The following is a 25,112-nucleotide window of genomic DNA, read 5'->3' on the forward strand; positions in this document are numbered from 1 at the left end:
GAGGCCGTCAACCGGGCGCGGTGGGACGATTACGATCGGCGCATGTCAGACACAGGGGGCGTCCGCGAGGTGAAGTCCGCGGCGCGCACGGTGGAGCTGCTGGAACTCCTCGCCGCGCGCGGCGACCGCCCGGCCCGGCTCCAGGAACTGGCCGGCGCGCTCGGCGTGCCGCGTAGCTCGATGTACGCGCTGCTGCAGACCCTGATCTCGCGCGGCTGGGTCCGCACCGACGTCACCGGCTCCCTGTACGGCATCGGCATCCACGCCCTGCTCACCGGCACGAGCTACCTCGACTCCGACCCCCGGGTCCGGGTCGTGCGGCCGTACCTCGACGAGGCGTCCGAGGCGCTCGGCGAGACCATCCACCTGGGCCGGCTGGACGGCCGGGACGTGGCGTACCTGGCGACGCGGGAGTCGCACGAGTACCTCAGGACGATCAGCCGGGTCGGGCGCCGCCTGCCCGCGCACGTCGGCGCGCTCGGCAAGGCGCTGCTGGCGGAACGCCCCGACGAGGAGCTGCCCGAGGGGCCGTACGAGGCGCTGACCGCGCACTCGCACACCAGCCGGGAGTCCCTGGCGGCGGACCTCGCGCGGATCCGGGACCGCGGCTGGTCCGTCGACCGCGAGGAGGGCGTGCCCGGCATCGTCGGCTTCGGTTTCGCGCTGCGCTACGACACCCCCGCGCAGGACGCGATCAGCTGCTCGGTGCCGGTCGCCCGGCTCAGCCCGGAGCACGAGGAGCGGATCGTCGCCGTGATGCGGGAGATCCGGGCGAAGATCGAGGCGACGGTGCCGGCGGGCGCCGGGTCGGTGCACTGGCGCTAGCGCGGACGCGCGGGAGGAGCCGGGGGAACCTCCGGAACACCTGGCGAAAGACGCGCGTTTACCCGGGCTTCACCACCCCAAACGCAACGTGCGCCAGATCACACGCCCCGGGCTCCCGTGCCCGAGTACTTGCTTGATACAAATTGCCCGCGCGTTCCTGTCCGTCGACGGTCGTCGCCCCATCCCCCCTTTTCTCGCCGCTCCTTTCGCATGCCCTGGGAACGCCCGTGCTCGCCCCCCGCACCACCCCCTGGCCCCTCGTCGCCCTTTTCACGGCCGGGTACCTCGCGCCGTACCTGCTCCCGACCACCGTGGGCAGACTCGACTCGGCCCTTCCGCTCTCCGCCACGCAGGCCGGTGCCGTCGGCAGCGCGCTGCTGCTGAGTTCGGCCGCCGCCGGGTTCGCCCTGGCCTCCCGGGTCGAGCGGATCGGCGCCCGCGCCCTCGCCCGGCTCGGCCTCGTCCTGGCCGTCCTCGGCTACGGCGGCGCCGCCCTGACCTCCGCGGTCCCGGCCGTCGTCGCCGGCGCGATGGCCGGCGGCTTCGGCTCCGGCACGGCGACGACCGTCGCCGCCACCCTCATCGCCGCGCAGCGGGACCCGCACCGGGCCTCCACCGCCGGGCTGCTGAGCGTCTCCGCCCTCGCGGGCGCCGTGTACCTGACGGTTCCGCACCTCGGCCCGGGGCACGGCCTGCCGCTGTCCGCGATCGCCCTCACGTCCCTGGCGGTGTGGCCGCTGACCGGCCGGCTCCCCTCCGGGGTGCCCGCCGCACCGGCCCGGCAGGACAAGGCCCGCCTGCCGCACGCCCGTTCCGGTCTGGTGCTGGCCGCCGCCATGGTCTGCTGGTCGCTCGCCCAGAACTCCCTGTGGGGCGTGAGCGGACGCATCGGGCTGGAGCAGGCCCACCTGGGCGAGGCGACCGTCGGCGCCGTGTTCGCCGTGGCGCTGGGCGCCGGACTGGCCGGGGTCCTCGCGGCCGGGGCCCTCGGCGCGCGGCTCGGACGTGCCGTGCCGATCGGCCTGGGCACGGTGCTGATCGCCGGCTGCATCGCCGTCAGCGCCTCCGCCACCGGTCTCGGCAGCTTCGCGGCCGGCGAGATCGCCTGGAACACGCTGTACCCGGTGGTGCTGTCGTACCTGATCGGGCTGGCCGCCTCGCTCGACCCGCGCGGCCGCTGGGCGGTGCTGGTCGGCTCGGCGTCCTCGCTGGGCACGGCCGCCGGACCGCTGACCGGCAGCGTGCTGTCGGCGCAGGCCGGGTTCCCGGTGATGGGCCTGGTCCTCGGCGCCGGCCTGCTGGTGATCGCGCTGCCGATGACCGCCGTCGCGCTGCACACCGGCGGGCGCCCGCTGCTGCCCGGCGCGATCCGCCGCCGCGGCGGGCACCCGGCCGCCCTGGTCGCCGCCGCCACCGGCACCCCGACCGGCGCGATTCCCGAGATCGGAGCCCCGGAGCAGCCGGTGGTGGAGATCCCCGTGGACACCCCGGCCGTCCCCGCCCAGCGCGCCTACGGCAAGGCGGGCTCGGAGGTCCTGTGAGGCCCTAGGCGAAGGTGTACGCCTCGACCTCGGCCAGGTACCGCGCCCGCAGCTCCTCGTCGTCCTCCAGGAAGGAGGCGAGGAAGGAGTTGCGGGCCAGCTCGCGCAGTCGCTCCTCGCCCAGGCCGAGCGCCGCGCGCACGGCGTCGAAGTTGTCGCCGGCGTAGCCGCCGAAGTAGGCCGGGTCGTCGGAGTTGACCGTGCACATCAGGCCGGCGTCCAGCATGGCGGGCAGCGGGTGATCGGCGAGGGTGTCCACGGTGCGCAGCCGGACGTTCGACAGGGGGCACAGCGTCAGCGGCACCCGGTCCCGCACCAGCCGCTCCACCAGCGCCGGGTCCTCCACACAGCGCAGCCCGTGGTCGACCCGCTCGACACCGAGCACGTCCAGCGCCTCGGTGATGTACGCGGGCGGGCCCTCCTCGCCCGCGTGGGCGACCCGGCGCAGGCCGAGGGCGGCGGCCGCCTCGTAGACCGCGCGGAACTTCGCCGGCGGGTGCCCGACCTCCGCCGAGTCCAGACCCACGCCGGTGATCCGGTCCAGGTAGGGCTCGGCCGCCTGCAGGGTGGCCAGGGCCGACTCGGCGGACTCGTCGCGCAGGAAGCACAGGATCAGCCGGGTCGAGACCCCGTGGTTCTCCTCGCTGCGCCCCAGCGCCCGCCACAGCCCCTCGACGACCGTGCCGAGCTCCAGGCCGCGGCCGGTGTGGGCCTGCGGGTCGAAGAAGATCTCCGCGTGCCGCACGCCCTGCGCGGCGGCCCGGGCCAGGTACTCGTTCGCCAGGTCCTCGAAGTCCCGCTCGGTGCGCAGGACGGCCATGAGCTCGTAGTACAGATCCAGGAACGACTGGAGGTCGTCGAAGCGGTAGGCCTCGCGCAGCTCGTCCGTGTCGGCGTAGGGCAGCGTGAGGCCGTTGCGGGTGGCGAGCTCGAAGGCCAGCTCCGGCTCCAGGGTGCCTTCGATGTGAAGGTGCAGTTCGGCTTTGGGGATGGGCATCAATGCATCGTACGGGCGTTTCACCGACGCTTCGGAACCGGCACCCGCAGGAGGTCGTGGGCGACGGTCAGCTCGCCCTCGTATCCGGCGGCCCGGGCCTGCCGCTCGAACTCGTCCGGGTCCGTGTATCGCTGGCTGAAGTGGGTGAGCACCAGGTGCCGCACCCCGCTCTCCCGCGCCACCCGGGCCGCCTGACCCGCCGTCAGGTGACCGTGCTCGACGGCGAGCTGCTCGTCCTCGTCGAGGAAGGTCGACTCGATGACGAGCAGGTCGCAGCCCTCGGCCAGCGCGTACACGCCCTCGCACAGACGGGTGTCCATGACGAACGCGAACCGCTGCCCGCGCCGCACCTCGCTGACGTCCTCCAGGGTGACCGCGCCGAGCGAGCCCTCGCGCTGGATCCGCCCCACGTCCGGGCCCGTCACCCCGTGCGCGGCCAGCCGCTCGGGCAGCATGCGGCGGCCGTCGGGCTCGACGAGCCGGTAGCCGTACGACTCCACCGGGTGCGACAGCTTCCGGGCTTCGAGCGTGTAGCCGCCGGCGCGGGCGAGGGGCCCGTCGGCGTCGACCGGCGCCTCGGTGATGCCGACGGTCTCGCGGTAGGCGGTGGCGTACCGGAGCCGGTCGAAGAAGCGCTGCCCGGAGCGGGGGTAGTGGGCGGTGATCCGGTGCGGGACCTTGTCGAGGTTGATGCGCTGGATCACACCGGCGAGGCCGAGGCTGTGGTCGCCGTGGAAGTGCGTGACGCAGATGCGGTTCAGGTCGTGCGCGGCGACCCCGGCGCGCAGCATCTGGCGCTGCGTGCCCTCGCCGGGGTCGAACAGGATGCCCTCGCCGTCCCAGCGCAGCAGGTAGCCGTTGTGGTTGCGGTGCCGGGTCGGGACCTGGCTGGCGGTGCCGAGGACGACGAGTTCGCGTACGGACAAGGCGGTTATCCCGGGGGCCACTCGAGGCCGCGGCCACCGATCACGTGGCCGTGCACGTGCCAGACGGTCTGGCCGGCGCCGCTGCCGGTGTTGAAGACGAGGCGGTAGCTGTCGAGCTTCTCCTCGTCCGCGACGGCCTGGGCCTCGCGGAGCACGTCCGCGGTGAGGCCCGGGTCGGCGGCGGCGAGGGCACCCGCGTTCTCGTAGTGCGCCTTGGGGATGACCAGGACGTGGGTGGGTGCCTGGGGGTTGATGTCGCGGAACGCGAGGGTCGTCTCCGTCTGGCGGACGATCGTCGCCGGGATCGTGCCTGCGACGATCTTGCAGAACAGGCAGTCGTCCTGGGGTTCCCCGGCCATTCGGTTACCTCCGAAGTCTGGGCGGTGTGAGCGCAGTCGGCATCGTATCGTCGTCGGGCGCGGGCGGTCCGGCCCCTAGGGCCTGTCTGACAATTCCCTCCTGCCTCGCGACGCCATGCACGCACTCTCGCCGCACCGGGCGCAGAGCCAAGTACATCCAGTACGACGCTCTACGCCCGGCACGCCGAGAGCACGCACCTGACGCCGCGAGGCCGCCCTCCGGGCGACGGTGGGAATTGTCAGACAGGCCCTAGAGGGCCGACAGGGCCGGGGGCGTCTTCGCGGGAGTGGCCTCCAGCGCCTCCAGCGCCAGCCGGATCGCCTCGTCCAGTTGGGGGTCCCTGCCCGCCGCGTGGTCCTGCGGGCGCTGGACGACCTCCACGTCCGGGTCGACGCCGTGGTTCTCCACGCCCCACCCGTAGCCCTCCAGCCAGAACGCGTACTTCGGCTGGGTGACCAGGGTGCCGTCGACCAGGCGGTAGCGGCTGTCGATGCCGATCACGCCGCCCCAGGTGCGGGTGCCGACCACGGGGCCGATGCCGAGGGCCTTGATCGCGGCGTTGACGATGTCGCCGTCGGAGCCGGAGAACTCGTTGGCGACGGCGACGACCGGGCCGCGGGGCGCGTCGCGCGGGTAGCTCTCGGCGCGCATGCCGCGGGGCAGGTCCCAGCCGACGACGCGGCGGGCCAGCTTCTCCACGACGAGCTGGGAGGTGTGGCCGCCGCGGTTCTCGCGGACGTCGACGACCAGCCCCTCGCGGGCCACCTCGACGCGCAGGTCGCGGTGGATCTGCGCCCAGCCGGGCGCCTGCATGTCCGGGACGTGCAGGTAGCCGAGGCGGCCGCCGGACTTGTCGTGGACGTAGGCGCGGCGGTCGGCGACCCAGGCGTGGTAGCGCAGCGGCTCCTCGTCGGCGACCGGGACGACGACGGCGTGCCGCGGGTCGCCGCCGCCGGACGGCAGGACGGTCAGCTCCACCGGCTTGCCCGCCGTGCCGATGAGCAGCGGGCCGGGGCCGGCCACCGGGTCGACGCGCTGCCCGGCGACCGCGACGATCGCGTCGCCCGGGCGCACCGCGACGCCGGGTGCGGCCAGCGGGCTGCGGGCTTCGGGGTCGGAGGTCTCCGAGGGCAGGATGCGGTCGACGCGCCAGGTGCCGTCCTCGTGGCGGGAGAGGTCGGCGCCGAGCAGGCCCTGGCGGGGGCCGCCGCCGTGGCCGCCGCGCGGGGTGACGTAGGCGTGCGAGGTGCCGAGTTCGCCCTGGACCTCCCACAGCAGGTCGACGAGGTCGTCGTGGGTGGCGAGCCGCTCCACGACCGGGCGGTAGCGGTCGAGCACGCCGGTCCAGTCGACGCCGCTCATGTCCGGCCGCCAGAAGTGGTCGCGCATGATGCGGCCGTTCTCGTCGAACATCTGCCGCCACTCGGCGGCGGGGTCGATCATCTGCCGGATCCGGCTCAGGTCGACGGTGATGTTGCTGTCGCTGTCGTCGTCGCCCGAGGCGCGCCGGTCGCTGGGGACGACCTTCAACCGTCCGTCGGTCCACAGCAGGACGCGCTTGCCGTCGCCGCTGACCTCGAAGTGGTCGGCGTCGGCGGCGAGATGCTCGACGCGCTGCTGGGCGAGGTCGTAGCGCTCCAGCTCGGTCTTCGGCTCGGGGTCGTCGGGGGTGGCCCGGGACGCGCCGAGGACTCCGGCGACCGGGTGGCGCAGCCACAGCACCCCGTCCTTGGCGGCCCGCAGGTTGGAGTAGCGGGCGGCCTCCACCGGGAAGGGAACGATGCGGTCGGCGAGGCCCTCCAGGTCGATCCGGGTGGTCGGGGTGCCCTCGCTGTCGGGGGTCTCCTCCCGGTCGGGCGTCTCGAAGGACCGGCCGTGCCGCTGCGGGCCGAACGGCGAGGGGGTCGTGGCCGCGAGGGTGATGAGGTGCGGCCGGGCGCCCTCGACGAAGGCCAGGTCGAAGACGTGCTCGTCGTAGACCGGGTCGAAGGAGCGGGTCGACAGGAACGCGAGGTGCTTGCCGTCCGCCGTGAACGCGGGCGCGTAGTCCTGGAAGCGGAGCGGGGTCGCCTCGGTGACCGACAGGTCGGTGGTGTTGGCGAGCTTCAGCTGGCTCAGGGGCCGTGGGCCGGGGTGGGACCAGGCGAGCCAGGACGAGTCGGGCGAGAAGACCAGCCCGGACACGTCGCCGTCCTCGCTGCGGTCCACCTCCCGCACCTCGCCGGTCTCCCGCTCCACGAGCAGCAGGCGCCCGTCGTGGGAGGCCACGGCCGCGCGGCTGCCGTCGGGGGCCATGGCGAGGTCCAGCACCCTGCCGAGCTGCCCGGCGGCCAGTCGGCGCGGGGTCGCGCCCGGGGCCAGGCCGGTGGCGGGCGCGAACTCCAGGGCGTCGTCGCCCTCGGCGTCCGTCACCCACACCACCCACTCCTCGCCGTCGGCGCGGAAGGCGCGCGGCAGCCGGGCCCGGACGCCGGGCGTGGCGGCCAGGGCGCGGGCCGGTCCGGAGCGGTGGGTGACCCAGTGGACGGTGCCGCGCACCGAGACGGCGCTGCCGCGCGCGGTGTGGTCCGGGGAGGCCGAACCGAACCAGCGGGCGGCGTTCACCGGGAACGGCTGGAGGTCGGCGCGCTGCCCGCCGAGGCGCACGTCGAGCCGGCGCGGCTCGGCCCCGTCCAGGTCGTCCAGCAGCCGGAGTTCACCGGCGCTGGAGTAGACGACCCGGCTGCCGTCGGTGGCGGCGTGCCGGGCGTAGAAGCCGTCGAGCGGGGTGTGGCGGCGCAGGTCCGAGCCGTCGGCGAGGGACGAGTAGAGCGCGCCCGTGCCCTCGTGGTCGGAGAGGAACGCGATCCGGTCGCCCACCCACAGCGGATCCTCGATGTTGCCGTCGAGGTCGTCGTGCAGCCGGACGAACTCGCCGTCGCCCTCGCGGTCGATCCACAACTTGCCCGCCGTACCGCCCCGGTACCGCTTCCACCAGGCCGCCTCGCGCCCCATCGGCGCGGACAGCAGCACCGTGTGCGGCCCGTACGCCACGGCGCCGACCGGCCCGTACGGCAGGGTGGCGGCGGGGCCGCCGTCCAGCGGGACGGCACGCGCCCAGGTGCGGCGCAGGCTGGCCTGCCCGTGGGAGCTGATCGCCAGGACCTGGCCGCCGGGCGTCCAGCCGCGCACCTGGGTCTTCGAACTGCCCCAGTACGTCAGGCGCCTGGCAGGGCCGCCGTCGACCGGGGCGACGAGCACCTCGGGGGCGCCGTCCCGGGTGGAGGTCCAGGCGACGGTGGTGCCGTCGGGTGAGATGCGCGGGTGGGTCACCGGCGTGTTGTCGGCGCTGACGCGCCAGGCCCGGCCGCCGTCGAGTGGCGCGAGCCACACGTCGTCCTCGGCGGTGAAGGCGACCAGGTCGCCGTGCACGTGCGGGAACCGGAGGTAAGCAGGCGATGTCACCTGATCACCCTATGCAGCACGGGCGCCGCGCGGACAGGGTTCGGATCACTTGCCCTCGACCGGGCGGCAGTCCGGGTACCGGTCGCACCAGATGGTCTGCGTGACCGTCACGGTGACGGTGGCCCCCGGCCCGCCGTTCGTGGGTCCGCCGCCCACCGGGGGCGGGCTGGTGGCGTCGCAGTCGCCGAGCCCGTCGACCTCGAACCACACCTTGCCGTCCACCTTGGCGGTGATGTTCCCGCGCACGCAGGCGCCGTCCACCGCGTGGGTGACCTCGCCGTCGACGTCGATGTCCTTGCCGTCGTCGGTCTCGCCCTGGCAGTCGACGCTCGCGACCGTCTTCCGGCTCGCCGAGGGCGACGGCTTCGTGCTCCTGCCGCTGTCGCCGTAGGAGGCGGTGCAGCTGAGCCAGCGCACGCCCGCCTTCTGGCGGTCGAGTTCCCGGGTCACGGTCTCGTCCAGGGTGTACGCGACGGCCGCGGAACTGATGCCATCGCCCGGCTCGCAGGCGACGGCACCGCCGACGGCGGCGACCGCGAACACCGCAGCGACGGCCGCCCGCCGGCCGCGTCCTCCCGGCAAGAACCTTCTCGAAACCCCCATGAGGGGCAGCCTGCCATCCACGGGGGCCGCGCGGTAGGGCGCAAAGGCGTCAACCGCGCAGCAGCAGCCACTCCTGAAGCTCCACCAAGTTGCCCTCAGGGTCCTTCAGATGGGCGACCCGCATCCGGTCCGTCAGGGGCGCGGGACCGTGCAGCACCGTGGCGCCGCGCAGGGTGATCTCCTCGCAGTACGCGTCCAGCGCGTCCACCCGCAGCACCACCAGCGACCGGTGCCCGGCGGCCGGACGGCCCACCTCGCCGAGCACCTCGGCCATCATCGACCGGTCCTGCAGCGCGATCCCGGCGGAGCCGACCGCGGGGCTGAACTTCTCGTACGGGCCCTCACTGGCGCCCGACTGCGGCTTGAGGCCGAGGACGTCGCCGTAGAAGCGGTAACAGGCGGCGAAGTCGGAGACGAGCAGGCGTACTTGGGCGAGTTCCACGGTGCCTCCAGGGGGTTCAGGACCAGCGGCCGGTACGCGCCAGGAGGACGGCAGCGGCCGCCGTCCCGGCAGTCGATGTGCGCAGCACACTGCGCCCGAGGCGAAACGCCCCGGCCCCCGCCTGTTCGAACAGCGCCAGCTCCTCCGGCGCCACGCCCCCCTCGGGCCCCACGACCAGGACGATCTCGCCGGCGGCCGGCAACTCGGCCGTGGCCAGCGGGACGTCGCCGCTCTCGTGCAGCACCGCGGCGAAGTCGGCGTCCCGCAGCAGCGCGGCGACCTGCTGGGTCGTGGCCGCGTCGGCGACCTCCGGGAAGCGCACCCGGCGCGACTGCTTGCCGGCCTCCCGGGCGGTGGCGCGCCACTTGGCGAGCGCCTTCGCCCCGCGGTCGCCCTTCCACTGCGTGATGCAGCGGGCCGCCGCCCACGGCACGACGGCGTCGACGCCGACCTCGGTCATCGTCTCGACGGCCAGCTCCCCGCGGTCGCCCTTGGGCAGCGCCTGCACGACGGTCACCCGCGGCTGCTCCGGCGGCTCCTCGCTCACCGAGTCCAGCTGGACGATCAGGCGGTCCTTGCCCTCGGTGCCGAGCACCACGCAGTCCGCCCAGCGCCCGGCCCCGTCGGTGAGGATCACGTCCTCCCCGGCGCGCAGCCGCTTCACGGACACGGCGTGCCGCCCTTCCGGCCCGTCCAGGACGTACCGCCCGCCGCCGCCCGCGTCGAAGTGCTCGACGACGAACACCGGCGCGGTCATCGCGCGCCTCCGCCCGCGACGCCCCCACCCGACAACGCTGTCCTGGCGGCGGCGAGTTCACCGGCCAGCACCTCGACGAGCTGCCCGGCGGGCAGCTCCCGGGCCATGCGGTGCCCCTGCCCGGCCCACAGCGCCATGCCCTGGGCGTCCCCGGCCTTGGCGGCGGCCTTGCGCAGCGGCGAGGTGAGGTGGTGGATCTCGGGGTAGGCGGCGGGCGCGTACGGGCCGTGCTCGCGCAGGAAGCGATTGACGAGCCCGCGCGCGGGGCGGCCCGAGAAGGCCCGGGTCAGCTCCGTCCGCACGAACAGCGGGTTGGTCAGCGCCTGCTTGTGCAGGGCGTGCGCGCCGGACTCGTGGGTGGCGAGGAAGGCCGTGCCCAGCTGGGCCGCGGCGGCGCCGGCCGCGAGGACCGCGGCGATCTGGCCGCCGCGCATGATGCCGCCCGCGGCGACGACCGGGATGCCGACGGCCTCCCGGACCTGCGCGACCAGCGTCAGCAGGCCGAGGCCGGAACCGTCCGTCTCGGGGACGTCCCGGTGGGTGCCCTGGTGGCCGCCCGCCTCGACGCCCTGGGCGATCACGGCGTCCGCCCCGGCCCGCTCGACGGCCCGGGCCTCGTCGGGCGTGGTGGCGGTGGCCAGGACGAACGTCCCGACACGGTGCAGGGCGTCGATCACCTCGCGGTGCGGGACGCCGAAGTGGAACGACACCACCGGGACGGGGTTGTCGCGGAGCACCGCGAGCTTGGTCTCGTAGCCGTCGTCCCGGCCGCTCTCCGGATCGCCCAGCTCGGCCTCGTACCAGGTGGCCTCGCCGGCCAGCTGATGGGCGTAGACGTCGACGGCGGCGGGGTCGGCGTACTCGGGCTGCGGCATGAAGAGGTTGACCCCGAAGGGGCGGCCGGTGAGGCTCCTCAGCTGCTTGATCTCCTGGTACATCCCGTCGGCGGTCTTGTACCCGGCGGCGAGGAACCCGAGCCCGCCCGCTTCGCACACGGCGGCGGCGAGCTTCGGCACGGAGACGCCGCCCGCCATGGGGGCCTGCACGATCGGGAGCGGGAAGAGATCGGTCAGTGCGGAGGACATGACCGCATGTTGTCACGTCCTCCGGACAACTCCGAAACCGGCCTGCCGTGTGGCACAGACCAGCTGAACCATCGCTTCCGCAGCCCTGCCGGCCGCCGCGTCAGCGGCCGTTGAAGGCGTCCTTCAGCCGCGAGAACAGCCCCTGCTGACCCGGCTGGAACTGGCCCGTGGGCCGTTCCTCGCCGCGCAGCTTGGACAGTTCGCGCAGCAGGCGCTCCTGCTCGGGGTCGAGCTTGGTCGGGGTCTGGACCTCGACGTGCACGATGAGGTCGCCGCGTCCGCCGCCGCGCAGGTGCGTGACGCCCCGGCCGTGCAGCGGGATCGACTGGCCGGACTGGGTGCCCGGACGGATGTCGACCTCCTCCATGCCGTCCAGCGTCTCCAGCGGCACCTTCGTGCCGAGGGCGGCCGCCGTCATCGGCAGCGTGACCGTGCAGTGCAGGTCGTCGCCGCGGCGCTGGAACTGCGCGTGGGGCAGCTCGTGGATCTCGACGTACAGGTCGCCCGCGGGACCGCCGCCGGGCCCGACCTCGCCCTCGCCGGCGAGCTGGATGCGCGTGCCGTTGTCCACACCGGCCGGGATCTTGACCGTCAGCGTGCGGCGGGACCGGACGCGGCCGTCGCCCGCGCACTCGGGGCACGGCGTCGGGACGACCGTGCCGAAGCCCTGGCACTGGGGGCACGGGCGGGACGTCATGACCTGGCCCAGGAAGGACCGGGTCACCTGCGACACCTCACCGCGGCCGCGGCACATGTCACACGTCTGCGCGGAGGTGCCCGGGGCCGCGCCCTCGCCGTTGCAGGTGTTGCAGACGACGGCGGTGTCGACCTGGATGTCCTTCGTCGTGCCGAAGGCCGCCTCGTCGAGCTCCACCTCGATGCGGATCATGGCGTCCTGGCCACGGCGGGTGCGCGAGCGCGGTCCGCGCTGCGACGCCGTGCCGAAGAAGGCGTCCATGATGTCCGAGAAGTTGCCGAAGCCGCCGGCCCCGAAGCCGCCCGCGCCGGCGCCGCCGGACTGCGAGAGCGGGTCGCCGCCGAGGTCGTAGACCTGCTTCTTCTGCGGGTCCGACAGCACCTCGTAGGCGGCGTTGATCTCCTTGAACCGCTCCTGGGTCTTCGGATCGGGGTTGACGTCCGGGTGCAGCTCGCGGGCGAGCCGCCGGAAGGCCTTCTTGATCTCTTCCTGCGACGCGTCGCGGCGCACGCCGAGTACGGCGTAGTAGTCCGTGGCCACTACGACTCCGCCAGGATCTGTCCGACGTACCGTGCCACTGCGCGTACCGCTCCCATCGTTCCCGGGTAGTCCATGCGGGTCGGTCCGACCACGCCGAGCTTGGCGACTGCCTCGCCGCCCGAACCGTAGCCGACCGACACGACGGACGTGGAGTTGAGTCCTTCGTGGGCGTTCTCGTGACCGATACGGACGGTCACGCCCGGATCCTTCGCCTCGCCGAGCAGCTTGAGGAGCACGACCTGCTCCTCGAGCGCCTCCAGCACCGGCCGGATCGTGAGGGGGAAGTCATGACCGAAGCGGGTCAGATTGGCGGTGCCGCCGATCATCAGCCGCTCCTCGTTCTCCTCGACGAGCGTCTCCAGGAGTGTGGAGAGCACCGTGGAGACCGTACCCCGGTCCTCGTGCTCGAAAGCCTCCGGGAGGTCCTCCACCAGACTCGGCACGTCCGCGAAACGGCGGTTCGCCACCCGGCTGTTGAGGCGCGCGCGCAGATCCGCGAGCGAGGCCTCGCCGAAGGGCGCCGGGCAGTCGACCACCCGCTGCTCGACCCGTCCCGTGTCCGTGATCAGCACGAGCATCACCCGCGCGGGTGCCAGCGAGAGCAGCTCCACGTGCCGCACGGTGGACCGGGTCAGCGACGGGTACTGCACGACGGCCACCTGGCGCGTGAGCTGCGCGAGCAGCCGCACCGTGCGCGCCACGACGTCGTCGAGGTCGACGGCGCCCTCCAGGAAGTTCTGGATGGCCCGCCGCTCCGGCGCGGTCATGGGCTTGACACCGGCGAGCTTGTCCACGAACAGGCGGTAGCCCTTGTCGGTGGGGATGCGCCCGGCGCTGGTGTGCGGCTGGGCGATGTATCCCTCGTCCTCCAGGGCCGCCATGTCGTTGCGGACGGTCGCCGGGGAGACGCCGAGGTTGTGCCGCTCGGTGAGGGCCTTGGAGCCGACGGGCTCCTCGGTGCCGACGTAGTCCTGGACGATGGCGCGCAGCACCTGAAGCCTGCGTTCACTGAGCATCGCGCACACCTCCAGAAGTCGTCCGCCCGTTGCCTGCCGTTCGCGGCCTGGCACTCTGCGCGTGCGAGTGCCAACGTTCCCCGGCCCAGTGTACGGCGGTGGGGTACGCCTGCGGCAAGGCTGGTCGTGCGGCGTCGTGCCCCGGGCGGGGCGCACGGTTAGCGTCGCCGTATGACGGTGACTTGGGAAGAGCCCGGCTGGGAGCGGCTTGCCGCCGGGGTGGGCCGGTGCCGGCTGCCGGTGTGGGACTGCACGGCGGGGCTGGTCGCCGGCGAGGGCGCGGTGCTGGTGATCGACGCCGGGTCGAGCCCGGCCGAGGGCGCGCGGTTGCGTGCGCAGGCACGGGCGCTCACCGGCGGCCGTGTGACGCATCTCGCGCTGACCCATCCCCACTTCGACCACGTCTTCGGGGCGGCGGCGTTCCCGGACGCGGAGACGTACGGCGCGGTCGGCGTGGACGCGGTGCTGACCCGGGCGCGGGACCGCGCGGAGCTGTGCGCGGACGCGGTGCGCAACGGCCTGGCCGAGGACGTGGCGCGCGCGTCGGCCGGCCGGCTGGTCCCGCCCCGCCACCTGGTCTCCGGCGAGTGGACGCTCGACCTGGGCGGCGGGTGCCAGGTGCTGCTGGCGAACGTCGGCCCGGGGCACACCGCGCACGACCTCGCGGTGCTGGTGCCGGGCGATCCGGAGGTGGTGTTCTGCGGCGACCTGGTCGAGGAGTCGGGCGAGCCGCAGGCCGGGCCGGACGCGGTGCCGTCGCAGTGGCCGGCCGCGCTGGACCGGCTGCTCGCGCTGGGCGGCGAGGACGCGCTGTACGTGCCCGGTCACGGAGCGGTGGTGGACGCGGCGTTCGTCCGGGACCAGCGGGACGCGCTGGCGGCGCGTTTCGGCGTGTCTCCGTGATCGCCCCGCGGCTTCTCCTATCGTCATCCGAATGCGCCAGTACTCTCCGGACCTGACCCCGCCGTGGAAGAAGCCCCAGCCGGTCCCCGAGGTCCCGGCGGAACCGGGCCTGGTGGTGGAGGAGCCCGGCAGCGGCTTCTGCGGGGCGGTCGTGCGCTGCGAGGCGGGCACGGTGACGCTGGAGGACCGCTTCGGCAAGCACCGCGTGTTCCCGCTGGAGCCGCGCGGCTTCCTGCTGGAGGGCAGGACGGTCACGCTGGTCCGGCCCTCCTCCGGCGCCCCGGCGCGCCCCACCCGCACCGCCTCGGGTTCGGTGGCGGTGCCCGGCGCCCGCGCGCGGGTGGCCCGGGCCGGCCGCATCTACGTCGAGGGCCGGCACGACGCCGAGCTGGTCGAGAAGGTGTGGGGCGACGATCTGCGGATCGAGGGCGTGGTGGTGGAGTACCTGGAGGGCGTCGACGACCTGCCGTCGATCGTCGAGTCCTTCGCGCCCGGCCCGGACGCGCGCCTCGGCGTCCTGGTCGACCACCTCGTGCCGGGCTCGAAGGAGTGGCGCATCGCCGAGTCGGTCACGAGCGAGCACGCGCTGGTGGTCGGCCACCCCTACATCGACATCTGGGAGGCGGTGAAGCCGTCGTCCCTGGGGATCGGGGCCTGGCCCCGGGTACCGAGGGGCCAGGACTGGAAGACGGGCGTGTGCCGGGCCCTGGGCTGGCCGCAGAACACGGGCGCGGCGTGGCAGCGGATCCTGTCCGGGGTCCACTCGTACAAGGACCTGGAACCGGAGCTGCTGGGCCGGGTGGAGGAGCTGATCGACTTCGTGACGGCGCCCTAGCCCACGCCGGGCGCCCGCTCAGTCCACCAGGTCGCGCACCACGCCGTCGGCCAGCAGCCGCCCGCGCAAGGTCAGCACGGCCCGCCCTCTCGCATACGGCTCCTCCTGGAGCAGCCCGTCGGACAGGGCCCGGCGCGAGGCCGCGAGCCCCTGCTCCCGCAGCAGCGACAAGGGCACCCCGTCCCGCAGCCGCAGCTCCAGCAGGATCCGCTCGACCCGCCGGTCCTCGTCGCTCAGCACCTCACGCCCGGCACCGGGCGAGCGGCCGGCCGCCAGCGCGGCCGCGTACGCCCCGGGATGCTTCACGTTCCACCACCGCACCCCGCCCACGTGGCTGTGCGCCCCCGGCCCGGCGCCCCACCAGTCGGCCCCCCGCCAGTACAGCTCGTTGTGCAGGCACCGCCCCGCCGTCGAGGTCGCCCAGTTCGACACCTCGTACCACTCGAACCCGGCGCCCGAGAGCACCTCGTCCGCGATCAGGTACCGGTCGGCGTGCACGTCGTCGTCGGTCATCGGCACCTCGCCGCGGCGGATCCGCCGCGCCAGCTGCGTGCCCTCCTCGACGATCAGCGCGTACGCGCTGACGTGGTCCGGCCCGGCCCCGAGCACCGCGTCCAGCGACGCCCGCCAGTCGTCGTCCGACTCGCCCGGCGTGCCGTAGATCAGATCGAGGTTCACGTGCGCGAACCCGGCCGCCCGGGCCTCGGCGACGCACGCCTCGGGCCGCCCGGGGGTGTGCGTGCGGTCCAGCACCTTCAGCACGTGCTGCCGCGCGCTCTGCATGCCGAAGGAGATCCGGTTGAAGCCCCCCTCGCGCAGGGTCGCCAGATAGGCCGGGTCGACCGACTCCGGGTTGGCCTCCGTGGTGATCTCGGCGTCCGGCGCGAGCCCGAACTCGTCCCGGACGGCCTTCAGCATCCGGACGAGGTCGCCGGCGTCCAGCAGCGTCGGCGTGCCGCCGCCCACGAACACCGTGCGGACGGGCCGCGGGTCGTCGCCCAGGACCTTGCGGGCCAGGCGGATCTCGTCGGCGAGCGTCCCGCCGTAGTTGTCGCGGGAGGCGAGCACGCCGCCGGTGCCGCGCAGCTCGGTCGCCGTGTAGGTGTTGAAGTCGCAGTAGCCGCAGCGGGTGGCGCAGTACGGGACGTGCAGGTAGAACCCGAGCGGGCGGTCGGCGGCCCCGGCGAGGGCGGTCGCGGGCAGCGCGCCGTCGTCGGGGACGGGCTCGCCGTCGGGGAGTGCGGAAGGCATGCCTTCCATTGTCCAGCACCCGCGCGGTCACTCGGCCTGGAGCACCAGCAGCGCCAGATCGTCCGCCGGGGGCCGGGCACCGAACTCGTGCACCAGCCGCTTGATCCGCTCGGCTATCAGCTCCGCGTCCAGCCCCGCGCACCCGGCCAGCGCCGCCGCGAGCCCGTCGCCGTCGTCGAACTGGCGGGAGCCGGAGCGGCGCTCGGTGACGCCGTCGGTGACGCACAGCAGCGTGTCGCCGGAGCGCAGCTCGAAGGTCTCGCTGGTGTACGTGGCGTCCTCCAGCACGCCCAGCAGGGTCTGCGGCCGGGCGCACGGGTGGACCTCGCCGCCCGCCCCGAGCCGCAGGGGCAGCGGGTGCCCGGCGGAGGCGACGGTGCAGCGGACGCCGCCGTCGAAGGGGACGAGCTCGCCGTAGAGCAGGGACAGGAAGCGCGTCTGCGGACCGTCGCCGGGCGGGGTCGGCCGGGCGCCGGCGGCCACCAGGGCCCGGGCCGCCGCGTCCGCGGCCTCCGTGGCGTCGTCGAGCAGGAGCTGGTTGAGGCGGTCGAGGACGTCGGCGACCCGGTAGCCCTCGCGGGCCAGCAGCCGCAGCCACGGGCGGGCCAGCCCGATGACGACGGCCGCCTCGGGCCCCTTGCCCTGGACGTCGCCGACGGCGAAGCACCAGCGGCCGTCGCCGGCCGGGAACAGGTCGTAGAAGTCGCCGCTGGGCCCGCCCTTGTCGTAGGGCTCGTAGACGAGGGCGCTGCGCACGCCGGGGATCTCGGCCACGGCTCCGGGCAGCAGCCCGCGCTGCAGGACGGCGCTGATGGTGGCCTGGCGGGCGTACTGCCGGGCGGCGCCGATGGCCAGGGCCACCCGGCGCCCGAGGTCCTCGACGAGGCCGGTGATCTCGTCGGGGAAGCGGGCGGTGCGGGAGCGCCCGATGACCAGGGTGCCCAGCGGGCGTCCCCCGGCCACCAGCCGGTAGGCGAGGGCGGAGCCGGACTCCCCGGGGCCGTCGCCGAGCGCCTCGCCGGGCCACGGGTAGCCGACGGGCCCGGACCCCACCGGGCCGGACGGGGGCGGCTCCTTCTCCAGGGCCCGGCGCAGTTCCTCGATGCGGTTCTCGCTGCCGTGCCAGACCCGGGCCAGCCGCGGGCCGCCCGCCCCGGCACCGCCGCCCCAGCCGCCGCCGGTCGCCTCGTCCTCCAGCCACACCGCGCACCAGTCGGCCAGCCGCGGCACGATCAGCTGCCCGGCGAGGGCGGCGACCAGGTCCTCGTCGAGCTGCCCGGCGAGCAGGTCGGAGGCCTCCGCGAGGAAGGACAGGGCCCCGCGGCCGAGCCAGGAGCCGTCGGGTCCGTCGCGTCCCACGGGGTTCTCGTGGCGGTCCCGCCAGTCCCGCAGGTCGCTCCAGTCGCGCAGGCCCGGAGCGTCCCGTCCGGCCTGCGCGGCCCTGTCGCCGGGGGGCGGCTCGGGGGCCAGGATCTCGGCCACCCGTAAGCCGCGCGCCAGCGCGTGCTCCCCGGCGTAGGCCTCGATCTGCTCCCCCGCCGTGCCGCCCGCCGCCGGCAGGCGCGCCCAGACCGTCTTGCGGCCCGTGCGGTAGGTGATCCCCCAGGCCTCGGAGAGCGCGCCGACCAGTCGCAGGCCGCGTCCGTACTCGGGCGTGTCGTGCGGCGTCTCGGGCTCGCCGCCGCGCGGGGCCCGGGAGGGGTGGTGGTCGGAGACCTCGACGACGAGCGCGGCGGTGTCCGGGCCGTCGCCCTCCAGCCGGCACTCCATCTCGACGTCGGTGCCGGCGTGCACGACGGCGTTGGTGACGAGTTCGCTGACGACGAGCGTGGCGTCGTCGCGCAGGCGGTCGGTGAGGTGCCCGGCGCCGGGCAGGCCGCGTTCGGCCCACTCCGCGAGCGCCCGGCGTACCAGGGCCCGGGCGGCTCCCGGCGCGACGGAGCTGCCGGGCAGGCTCGCGTGCGCCCGCGCGCGCTCCGGCGCGGGCGCCTGCGCGGGCGCCTCGGAGGCGGACGCGCCCCCGGAGGCGGATGCCTCCGCGGCCGGTACGGGCTCCCCGAAAACGGGCCCCTCCTGAACGGGCACGAACGTCTCCCCCACGTGTGCAGGCGCATCTGAGGCACGGAAGGCGTTCTCCCGTTGCGTCGGAATGGCCCCCATGGACAGCTCCCCGGGCAGTTCGTACGAATACGCCACAGTCGATGCCGACAGAGTGACAGACTGGCCACGCCCATAAGCGCCGAGTTACCGAAGTGGGCCGCCATGAGTGAGAACCGTGCTACTCCTGTGGTCGAAGACCGGTACGAAGACGGTCGGATTCGTGCATCCGATCTGCGTCCCCTGCTCGCGGCCATGACGGCCGCCCGCGACGGCGACTTCACCAAGGTGCCGGAAACCGGCCACGGGATGGTGGCCGAACTCATCGCGGTCCACAACCAGATCATGGACCGCAGCGTCCACTTCACCACCGAGGTGCGGCGCGTCCGGCGGGAGCTGGTGCGCCACGGCCGGCTCGACGAACGGCTCTCGGCCAGCCCGGGCCAGGGCCTGTGGACGTCCCGGGTCGACGACGTGAACCAGCTGCTCGACGCCCTGGTCGCTCCGGCGGCGAACGCCACGCGCGTGCTGGACGCCGTGGCCGGCGGTGATCTGACCCAGCGGGTCGACCTGCACGACGGGACCCGGCAGTTGCGCGGTGACCTGCGCCGCCTCGGCCGGGCCGTGAACACGATGGTGGACCAGCTGTCCCGGTTCACCGGCGAGGTGACCCGGGTCGCCCGCGAGGTCGGCACCGAGGGCCGGCTCGGGGGCCGCGCCAAGGTGCAGGGCCTTTCGGGCAGTTGGCGGGACGTGACCGAGGCCGTCAACACGATGGCGTCCCGGCTGACGGCGCAGGTGCGCGACATCGCGGCCGTGACGACGGCGGTGGCGCGCGGCGACCTGACCCGTACGGTCACGGTCGAGGCGACCGGTGAGCTGCTGGAACTGAAGCTGACCGTGAACACCATGGTCGACCAGCTCTCCGCCTTCGCCGACGAGGTCACGCGGGTGGCCCGCGAGGTCGGCACCGAGGGCCAGCTGGGCGGCCGGGCCCAGGTGCGGGGCGTCTCCGGGGTCTGGAAGGACCTCACCGACAACGTCAACTTCATGGCGTCGAACCTGACCTCGCAGGTCCGCAACATCGCCCAGGTGACGACGGCCGTGGCCAACGGCGACCTGTCGCAGAAGATCACGGTCGACGCGCAGGGCGAGATCCTGGAACTGAAGTCGACGATCAACACGATGGTCGACCAGCTCTCCGCCTTCGCCGACGAGGTCACCCGGGTCGCCCGCGAGGTCGGCACGGAAGGCAATCTCGGCGGCCGGGCCCAGGTCCGGGGCGTCTCCGGGGTCTGGAAGGACCTCACCGACAACGTCAACTTCATGGCGGACAACCTCACCTCGCAGGTCCGCAACATCGCGCTCGTGTCCACCGCCGTCGCCCAGGGCGACCTCGGCAAGAAGATCACGGTGGAGGCCAAGGGGGAGATCCTGGAGCTGAAGTCGACGATCAACACGATGGTCGACCAGCTCTCCGCCTTCGCCGACGAAGTGACCCGCGTGGCCCGCGAGGTCGGCACCGAGGGCAACCTCGGCGGCCAGGCGCAGGTCCGGGGCGTCTCCGGGGTCTGGAAGGACCTCACCGACAACGTCAACTTCATGGCGCTGAATCTGACCTCGCAGGTCCGCAACATCGCCCAGGTGACGACGGCCGTGGCCAACGGGGACCTGTCGAAGAAGATCACGGTCGACGCCCGGGGCGAGATCCTCGAACTGAAGGACACCGTCAATACGATGGTGGAACAGCTGCGGGCCTTCGCCGACGAGGTGACGCGGGTCGCCCGCGAGGTCGGCACCGACGGGCGGCTCGGCGGCCGGGCCCAGGTGCTGGGCGTCTCGGGCGTCTGGCGGGACCTGACGGACAACGTCAACTACATGGCCGACAACCTCACCTCCCAGGTGCGCAACATCGCCCAGGTCGCCACGGCCGTGGCCCAGGGCGACCTGTCCCGGAAGATCGACGTGGACGCGCGGGGCGAGATCCTGGAGCTGAAGACCACCATCAACACGATGGTCGACACGCTGTCCTCCTTCTCCTCGGAGGTCACGCGGGTGGCCCGCGAGGTCGGCTCCGAGGGCCGGCTCGGCGGCCAGGCCCGCGTCGAGGGCGTCTACGGCACCTGGAAGCGCCTGACGACGAACGTCAACGAGCTCGCCTCCAACCTCACCACCCAGGTCCGCGCGATCGCCGAGGTCGCCTCGGCCGTGGCGCAGGGCGACATGTCCCGCTCGATCACGGTGGAGACCCAGGGCGAGGTGGCCGAGCTGAAGGACAACATCAACCTGATGGTGGCCAACCTGCGCGAGACCACCCGGGCGAAGGACTGGCTGGAATCCAACCTGGCCCGCCTCGCCGCCCTGATGCAGGGCCACCGCGACCTGATGGAGGTCGCCGACCTCATACTCAGGGAGCTGACCCCGCTGGTGAACGCCCAGTACGGCGCGTTCTACCTGGCCGACCCCGAGGAGGACGGCGCGACGGTCCCCACCAAGGGGCTCGCCTTCATCGCGGGCTACGGAGCCGCCCAGGACGCGACCGTCGAGACCGGCGGCCTGCCCGTGCACGGCCTGGTCGCGCAGGCGGCCCGGGAGAAGAAACGGATCCTGGTGGAGGGCGCCCCGCCCGACTACATCAAGATCAACAGCGGGCTCGGCGAGGCGGCGCCCACGACCATCGTCATCATCCCGATCCTCTTCGAGGACAAGCTCCTCGGCGTCATCGAGCTGGCCTCCTTCTCCCGCTTCTCCGACGTGCACCTGGCCTTCTTCGACCAGTTCGTCAACACCATCGGCGTCGCCATCAACACGATCATCGCCAACTCCCGCACGGAGTCCCTGCTCGGCGAGTCCCAGCGCCTGGCCATGCAGCTCCAGGAGCGCTCGGACGAACTGCAGAAGCAGCAGGGCGAGTTGCAGCGCTCCAACGCCGAACTGGAGGAGAAGGCCGCCCTGCTGGCCACGTCTTCGCAGTACAAGTCGGAGTTCCTGGCGAACATGTCGCACGAGCTGCGCACCCCGCTGAACTCGCTGCTGATCCTCGCCCGGCTGCTCTCGGACAACCCGGACGGCCATCTCTCCGACCAGGAGGTGCAGTTCGCCACGACGATCCACCGCTCGGGCTCGGACCTCCTGCAGCTGATCAACGACATCCTGGACCTGTCGAAGATCGAGGCGGGCCGCATGGACGTACGCCCCAAGCGGCTCCCCCTGATCAAGCTCCTCGACTACGTCCACGCGACCTTCCGCCCGCTCACCCTGGACCGGGGACTCGCCTTCGAGCTGGCGGTCGGCGAGGACGTGCCGCGCGAGATGTACTCGGACGAGCAGCGCCTGCAGCAGATCCTGCGCAACCTGCTCTCCAACGCGATCAAGTTCACCGCGACGGGCAAGGTGGAGCTGCGCGTGCACCGGGTGCAGGACACCGAGCACCGCTGGGTCCGCGACACCGACGACGTCATCGCGTTCGCCGTGTCCGACACCGGCATCGGCATCGCGCCGGAGAAGCTCCCGGTGATATTCGAGGCGTTCCAGCAGGCCGACGGCACCACCAACCGCAAGTACGGCGGCACCGGGCTCGGCCTGTCCATCAGCCGGGAGATCGCGGGACTGCTCGGCGGCCGGATCGTCGCCGAGAGCGAACCCGGCAAGGGCTCGACGTTCACCCTGTACGTGCCGGTCGTCAGCCCGGGCCACACGGTGCCCACGCCGGCCCCGGAGGATTCGGCCCCGCCCCTGCCGCTCCAGCCGTCCGCCGGCCCGTTCCCGGCCGGTCAGGACACGGACGACGCCTGGCCGGCGCCGGCCAGGCTGGAGGCGTGGACGTCCGGCCGGCCGGGCCGGATCCTGCCCGGCCGGCAGGTGCTGATCGTGGACGACGACATCCGCAACGTGTTCGCCCTCACCCACGTCCTGGGCCGGGTCGGCATGACCGTGCTCTACGCGGAGAACGGCCGCGAGGGCATCGAGACGCTGGAGCGCAGCCCCGACGTCGAACTGGTCCTGATGGACATCATGATGCCGGAGATGGACGGCTACGAGACCATCTCCGCCATCCGCCGCACCCCTCGCTGGGCGGACCTGCCGATCGTGGCGCTGACCGCCAAGGCGATGCCCGGCGACCGGGAGAAGTCCATCGCCCGCGGCGCCCACGACTACGTCCCCAAGCCGGTGGACATCGACCGGCTGCTGACGGTCGTGTGCGGACTGCTGGATCCGGACGGTACGGAAGAAGAGGCATGAGCGACGCGGGCACCCACGACGAACGCGCCGGGATCCTCCTGGTCGACGACATGGAGGACAACCTGACCGCCCTGGAGGCCGTCCTCGCGTCCCTCAACGAACCGCTGGTGCGGGCCCGTTCCGGCGAGGAGGCCATGAAGGCCCTGCTGCGCCGGCCGATCGCCCTGATCCTGCTGGACATCCGCATGCCCGGCATGGACGGCTTCGAGACGGCCGCCCACATCAAGCGCCTGACCCAGACCCGGGACGTCCCGATCATCTTCCTGACCGGGGCGGACGACGACTCGGGCTACGCCTTCCGCGGCTACGCCACCGGCGCCGCGGATTACGTGACCAAGCCCTTCGACCCGTGGGTCCTCAGGGCCAAGGTCAGCGTCTTCCTGGACCTCTACCGCAAGGGCAGGGAGGTGGAACGCCTCAGGGCGGAGGTCCGGGAACTGCGGCGCCGGGTGGGTGACGTCTCCTAGGAGCGCGGGGAGCTCACGCCTCGCGCGACCCCTCGTACATCTCCTCGATCAGGTGCTTGTACTCCCGCTCCACCACGGGCCGCTTCAGCTTCAGGCTCGGCGTGATCTCGCCGTGCTCGACGTCGAGGTCCCGCGGCAGCAGCCGGAACTTCTTGATCGTCTGCCAGCGCTGGAGTCCCTCGTTGAGCTGCTTCACGTACCCGTCGACCATCTCGACGGTCTGCGGCGCCGCGACGATCTCCGCGTACGACTTGCCTTCGAGGCCGTGCTCCTTGGCCCACTCGGTGATGGCGATCTCGTCGAGTGCGATGAGGGCCGTGCAGAAGTTCCGGTCGGCGCCGTGCACGAGGATGTTCGACACGTACGGGCACACCGCCTTGAACTGCCCCTCGACCTCGGCCGGCGCGATGTACTTGCCCCCGGACGTCTTGATGAGGTCCTTCTTGCGGTCGGTGATCCGCAGGTAGCCGTCGGGCGACAGCTCGCCGATGTCACCGGTGTGGAACCAGCCGTCCGGCTCCAGCACCTCGGCGGTCTTCTCGGGCAGCTTGTGATAGCCCTCCATGATGCCGGGGCCGCGCAGCAGGATCTCCCCGTCGTCGGCGATGCGCACCTCGGTGCCGGGCAGCGGCTTGCCGACCGTACCGGTGCGGTAGGCCTCGCCCGGGTTCACGAAGGACGCCGCCGAGGACTCGGTGAGGCCGTAGCCCTCCAGGATGTGGATGCCGGCGCCGGCGAAGAAGTAGCCGATCTCGGGCGCGAGGGCGGCCGAGCCGGAGACGCAGGCCCGCAGGTTGCCGCCGAAGGCCTCCCGGATCTTGGCGTACACCAGCGTGTCGGCGACCTTGTGCTTGGCGTTCAGGCCGAACGGCACGGTCGCGGTCCCGGTGCGCCGGAAGTTGTCCTGGGAGACCTTGGCGTACTCGCGGGCGACCTCGGCGGCCCACTGGAAGATCTTGTACTTGGCCCCGCCGCCCGCCCGGGCCTTGGCGGCGACGCCGTTGTAGACCTTCTCGAAGATGCGCGGCACGGCCGCCATGTACGTCGGCTGCACCACCGGCAGGTTCTCGATGATCTTGTCCACGCGGCCGTCGACGGCGGTGACGTGCCCGACCTCGATCTGGCCGGAGGTGAGCACCTTGCCGAAGACGTGCGCGAGCGGCAGCCACAGGTACTGCACGTCGTCACCGCTGACCAGCCCGGTCGCGGCGATCGCCTTCGCCATGTACGACCAGTTGTCGTGCGGCAGGCGCACGCCCTTGGGGCGGCCGGTGGTGCCGGAGGTGTAGATGAGGGTGGCCAGCTGGTCCTTGGAGATCGCGCCGACCCGCTCCTTGATCAGGTCGGGGTCCTTCTCCAGCCGGGCGGCGCCGCGCTTCTCCAGCTCGTCGAGGGTGAGGATCCAGTCGGCGGTCTCGGCGCCGGCCGCGTCGATCACCACGACATGGGTCAGCTCGGGCAGCTCGGCGCGCTTGGCCTTGGCCTTGGCCAGCTGCTCGGCGTTCTCCGCGATGAGCACCCGGCTCTCGGAGTCCGACAGGATGTACGCCGACTCGTCGGCGTTGGTCTGCGGATAGACCGTGGTCGTGGCGGCGCCGGCGCACATGATGCCCAGGTCGGCCAGGATCCACTCGACCCGGGTGCTGGAGGCGAGGGCGACCCGCTGCTCGGGCTGCACGCCCAGCTCGATCAGGCCCGCCGCGATGGCGTAGACCCGCTCGGCGGCCTGCGCCCAGGTCAGCGACTTCCACTCGTCCGGCCCCTGGCCGGAGGACGAGGGGACCGGATACCGGTAGGCCTCGGCGTCCGGCGTGGCCGCCACTCGCTCCAGGAAGAGACCCGCGACGGACGGCGGACGGTTCTCGATCAAAGTCTGTGTGTCGCTCACGACATCCTCCGGGGCCCGCGACAGTGCGGCTGGCTCAGGTGCGGCTGGTGGGCACTCACGAGACGTCACGAGGCGCGGTGCACGCCCCGTTGTTTAACTCGCGAGTAACTATCGAGCAGGGATCAGAGTAAAGGCCGACCGGCCGCCGCGTAAGGGGCCGCGGCCTGTCACTTCGTACAGAGAGCTACCCTGTGGA

General features: G+C 73.1%; 19 protein-coding genes. 6 read left to right on the forward strand and 13 right to left on the reverse strand.

Features of this window, described 5'->3' with window-relative positions; translation table 11 throughout:
- Positions 1 to 42: 42 nt before the first annotated feature.
- Together ACF07N_RS12230 and ACF07N_RS12235 are read left to right on the forward strand one after the other, a co-directional pair.
- Positions 43 to 825, forward strand: coding sequence for an IclR family transcriptional regulator (locus ACF07N_RS12230; protein WP_383322605.1), 783 nt, complete (start codon positions 43 to 45; stop codon positions 823 to 825).
- A gap of 227 nt (positions 826 to 1,052) precedes the next feature.
- A complete protein-coding gene (locus tag ACF07N_RS12235; RefSeq protein ID WP_392111419.1) occupies positions 1,053 to 2,366 on the forward strand; it encodes an MFS transporter in 1,314 nt (437 codons plus the stop codon).
- Between the two features lie 4 nt (positions 2,367 to 2,370).
- Here ACF07N_RS12235 and ACF07N_RS12240 read toward each other — a convergent pair whose 3' ends face one another.
- The 10 genes from ACF07N_RS12240 to hrcA form a co-directional block, all read right to left on the reverse strand.
- Positions 2,371 to 3,363: an adenosine deaminase gene (locus tag ACF07N_RS12240; protein WP_392111422.1), complete on the reverse strand. Its 993-nt coding sequence runs from the start codon at positions 3,361 to 3,363 to the stop codon at positions 2,371 to 2,373.
- Positions 3,364 to 3,383: 20 nt separating this feature from the next.
- Positions 3,384 to 4,289, reverse strand: coding sequence for a ribonuclease Z (locus ACF07N_RS12245; protein WP_392111424.1), 906 nt, complete (start codon positions 4,287 to 4,289; stop codon positions 3,384 to 3,386).
- Positions 4,290 to 4,294: 5 nt separating this feature from the next.
- Positions 4,295 to 4,648 carry a histidine triad nucleotide-binding protein gene (locus tag ACF07N_RS12250; protein WP_383322593.1) on the reverse strand — a complete coding sequence of 118 codons (354 nt, stop codon included), beginning with the start codon at positions 4,646 to 4,648 and terminating at the stop codon, positions 4,295 to 4,297.
- Positions 4,649 to 4,898: 250 nt separating this feature from the next.
- The gene (locus ACF07N_RS12255) at positions 4,899 to 8,048 is read right to left on the reverse strand and encodes a S41 family peptidase (protein ID WP_392112387.1); all 3,150 of its coding nucleotides are present in this window, start codon (positions 8,046 to 8,048) and stop codon (positions 4,899 to 4,901) included.
- A gap of 90 nt (positions 8,049 to 8,138) precedes the next feature.
- On the reverse strand, positions 8,139 to 8,696 hold the full coding sequence (locus ACF07N_RS12260) for a hypothetical protein (RefSeq protein WP_392111427.1): 558 nt from the start codon (positions 8,694 to 8,696) through the stop codon (positions 8,139 to 8,141).
- Between the two features lie 49 nt (positions 8,697 to 8,745).
- Positions 8,746 to 9,138, reverse strand: a complete 393-nt coding sequence (locus ACF07N_RS12265) for a VOC family protein (RefSeq protein WP_383582121.1) — start codon at positions 9,136 to 9,138, stop codon at positions 8,746 to 8,748.
- Between the two features lie 16 nt (positions 9,139 to 9,154).
- Positions 9,155 to 9,895 (reverse strand): 16S rRNA (uracil(1498)-N(3))-methyltransferase, encoded by a 741-nt coding sequence (locus ACF07N_RS12270; protein ID WP_392111430.1) that lies wholly within the window; start codon positions 9,893 to 9,895, stop codon positions 9,155 to 9,157.
- Positions 9,892 to 10,980 (reverse strand): nitronate monooxygenase, encoded by a 1,089-nt coding sequence (locus ACF07N_RS12275; RefSeq protein ID WP_392111433.1) that lies wholly within the window; start codon positions 10,978 to 10,980, stop codon positions 9,892 to 9,894. The genes ACF07N_RS12270 and ACF07N_RS12275 overlap by 4 nt, the downstream gene beginning before the upstream one ends.
- A gap of 100 nt (positions 10,981 to 11,080) precedes the next feature.
- Entirely contained in the window at positions 11,081 to 12,217 is a 1,137-nt protein-coding gene (gene dnaJ / locus ACF07N_RS12280; protein ID WP_311686826.1) for a molecular chaperone DnaJ, read from the reverse strand.
- Positions 12,217 to 13,233 carry a heat-inducible transcriptional repressor HrcA gene (hrcA, locus tag ACF07N_RS12285; protein ID WP_031111606.1) on the reverse strand — a complete coding sequence of 339 codons (1,017 nt, stop codon included), beginning with the start codon at positions 13,231 to 13,233 and terminating at the stop codon, positions 12,217 to 12,219. Before hrcA ends, dnaJ begins: the two co-directional genes overlap by 1 nt.
- 171 nt (positions 13,234 to 13,404) lie before the next feature.
- On the opposite strand from hrcA, the gene ACF07N_RS12290 reads away from it, so the two are divergent.
- Positions 13,405 to 14,136, forward strand: coding sequence for an MBL fold metallo-hydrolase (locus ACF07N_RS12290; protein ID WP_392111437.1), 732 nt, complete (start codon positions 13,405 to 13,407; stop codon positions 14,134 to 14,136).
- Positions 14,137 to 14,167: 31 nt separating this feature from the next.
- Positions 14,168 to 14,971, forward strand: coding sequence for a DUF3097 domain-containing protein (locus ACF07N_RS12295; protein WP_392111440.1), 804 nt, complete (start codon positions 14,168 to 14,170; stop codon positions 14,969 to 14,971).
- 18 nt (positions 14,972 to 14,989) lie between these two features.
- Here the strand turns inward: ACF07N_RS12295 and hemW are convergent, their stop codons facing one another.
- Both hemW and ACF07N_RS12305 read right to left on the reverse strand, forming a co-directional pair.
- A complete protein-coding gene (hemW, locus tag ACF07N_RS12300) occupies positions 14,990 to 16,222 on the reverse strand; it encodes a radical SAM family heme chaperone HemW (protein WP_392111443.1) in 1,233 nt (410 codons plus the stop codon).
- A 27-nt stretch (positions 16,223 to 16,249) separates the two neighbouring features.
- Positions 16,250 to 18,382: a SpoIIE family protein phosphatase gene (locus ACF07N_RS12305; protein WP_392111446.1), complete on the reverse strand. Its 2,133-nt coding sequence runs from the start codon at positions 18,380 to 18,382 to the stop codon at positions 16,250 to 16,252.
- 102 nt (positions 18,383 to 18,484) lie between these two features.
- On the opposite strand from ACF07N_RS12305, the gene ACF07N_RS12310 reads away from it, so the two are divergent.
- Positions 18,485 to 22,561 (forward strand): HAMP domain-containing protein, encoded by a 4,077-nt coding sequence (locus tag ACF07N_RS12310; RefSeq protein ID WP_392111449.1) that lies wholly within the window; start codon positions 18,485 to 18,487, stop codon positions 22,559 to 22,561.
- Positions 22,558 to 23,028 carry a two-component system response regulator gene (locus ACF07N_RS12315; protein WP_383322563.1) on the forward strand — a complete coding sequence of 157 codons (471 nt, stop codon included), beginning with the start codon at positions 22,558 to 22,560 and terminating at the stop codon, positions 23,026 to 23,028. The genes ACF07N_RS12310 and ACF07N_RS12315 overlap by 4 nt, the downstream gene beginning before the upstream one ends.
- A gap of 13 nt (positions 23,029 to 23,041) precedes the next feature.
- Here ACF07N_RS12315 and ACF07N_RS12320 read toward each other — a convergent pair whose 3' ends face one another.
- Positions 23,042 to 24,916 carry an AMP-dependent synthetase/ligase gene (locus ACF07N_RS12320; RefSeq protein WP_392111452.1) on the reverse strand — a complete coding sequence of 625 codons (1,875 nt, stop codon included), beginning with the start codon at positions 24,914 to 24,916 and terminating at the stop codon, positions 23,042 to 23,044.
- Positions 24,917 to 25,112 lie beyond the last annotated feature (196 nt).

The sequence above is a fragment of the Streptomyces sp. NPDC015242 genome (genome assembly GCF_043079125.1).
Taxonomy (GTDB): domain Bacteria; phylum Actinomycetota; class Actinomycetes; order Streptomycetales; family Streptomycetaceae; genus Streptomyces.